Origin of the sequence: uncultured Ruegeria sp., from assembly GCF_947497005.1 — a bacterium.
Classification (GTDB): Bacteria; Pseudomonadota; Alphaproteobacteria; order Rhodobacterales; family Rhodobacteraceae; genus Ruegeria.
Genome location: NZ_CANMFF010000054.1, coordinates 1 through 1,766 on the forward strand (window position 1 = coordinate 1; position 1,766 = coordinate 1,766).

The following is a 1,766-nucleotide window of genomic DNA, read 5'->3' on the forward strand; positions in this document are numbered from 1 at the left end:
ATGAAGATGACGACTGAAGAGGCCTTTGTTAAGGTTCTGCAGATGCACGGGATTGAACATGCGTTCGGGATCATTGGTTCGGCGATGATGCCGATCTCTGATTTGTTTCCGAAGGCTGGCATCATGTTCTGGGACTGCGCGCATGAGGGCAGCGCCGGTATGATGGCGGATGGCTACACCCGCGCCACCGGCAAGATGTCGATGATGATTGCGCAGAACGGCCCCGGCATCACCAATTTTGTCACTGCCGTCAAAACCGCTTATTGGAACCACACCCCGCTGCTGCTGGTCACCCCGCAGGCGGCGAACAAGACCATCGGTCAGGGCGGCTTCCAGGAAGTCGAGCAGATGAAACTGTTCGAAGATATGGTGGCCTATCAGGAAGAGGTCCGCGACCCGTCCCGCGTCTGCGAGGTTCTGAACCGCGTGATCATGCAGGCGAAACGCGCCAGCGGCCCGGCGCAGCTGAACATCCCGCGCGACATGTGGACCCAGATCATCGACGTTGATCTGCCTGCCATCGTTGAATTCGAACGCCCCTCGGGCGGCGAAACCGCCGTGGCACAGGCCGCTGAACTGCTGTCGAACGCCAAGAACCCGGTGATCCTGAACGGTGCCGGTGTGGTTCTGGCCGAAGGTGGCATCGACGCGTCGAAAGCGCTGGCCGAGCGTCTGGATGCGCCGGTCTGCGTCGGCTATCAGCACAATGACGCCTTCCCCGGCTCGCACCCGCTGTTTGTCGGCCCGCTGGGCTATAACGGCTCGAAGGCCGGGATGGAACTGATCAGCGAGGCCGACGTGGTTCTGTGCCTCGGCACCCGTCTGAACCCGTTCTCGACCCTGCCGGGCTATGGCATCAACTACTGGCCTGCGGATGCGAAAATCATTCAGGTCGACATCAACCCCGACCGTATCGGCCTGACCAAGACCGTCAGCGTCGGCATCGTTGGCGACGCGGCCAAGGTGGCCAACGGCATCCTGTCGCAGCTGAGCGGTACGGCCGGTGACGAAGGCCGTCAGGCGCGCAAAGAGCGCATCGCCCAGAAGAAATCGGCCTGGGCGCAGGAACTGACCTCGATGACCCACGAGGATGACGATCCGGGCACCAGCTGGAACCAGCGCGCCCGCGACGCCAAGCCCGACTGGATGAGCCCGCGCATGGCGTGGCGTGCGATCCAGGCAGCGCTGCCGAAAGAGGCGATCATCTCGTCCGACATCGGCAACAACTGCGCCATCGGCAACGCCTATCCGGCGTTTGAAGAGGGCCGCAAGTACCTGGCGCCCGGCCTGTTCGGCCCCTGTGGTTACGGCTTGCCCGCCATCGTCGGCGCCAAGATCGGTCAGCCGGACGTTCCGGTTGTCGGCTTCGCCGGTGACGGCGCCTTTGGTATCGCAGTGAACGAACTGACCGCGATCGGCCGCGAGGAATGGCCTGCCGTGACCCAGATCGTCTTCCGCAACTATCAGTGGGGCGCGGAAAAGCGCAACTCGACCTTGTGGTTCGACGACAACTTCGTGGGCACCGAGCTGGACACCAAAGTGTCCTATGCCGGTATCGCCAGCGCCTGTGGCCTGAAAGGCGTTGTTGCCCGCACCCAGGACGAGCTGACCGCAGCGCTGAACCAGGCGATCGAGGACCAGAAGAACGGCATCACCACGCTGATCGAGGCCCTGATCAACCAGGAACTCGGCGAACCCTTCCGCCGCGACGCAATGAAAAAACCCGTCGCAGTCGCAGGCGTCTCCGCCAACGACATGCAGGCGCA

General features: G+C 62.8%; 1 protein-coding gene. It reads left to right on the plus strand.

All coding sequences use genetic code 11. From position 1 onward, the window contains the following. Window positions 1-1,766 (plus strand): sulfoacetaldehyde acetyltransferase (gene xsc / locus Q0816_RS25870; protein ID WP_298856185.1); only part of this gene is annotated, 1,766 nt, incomplete at both ends.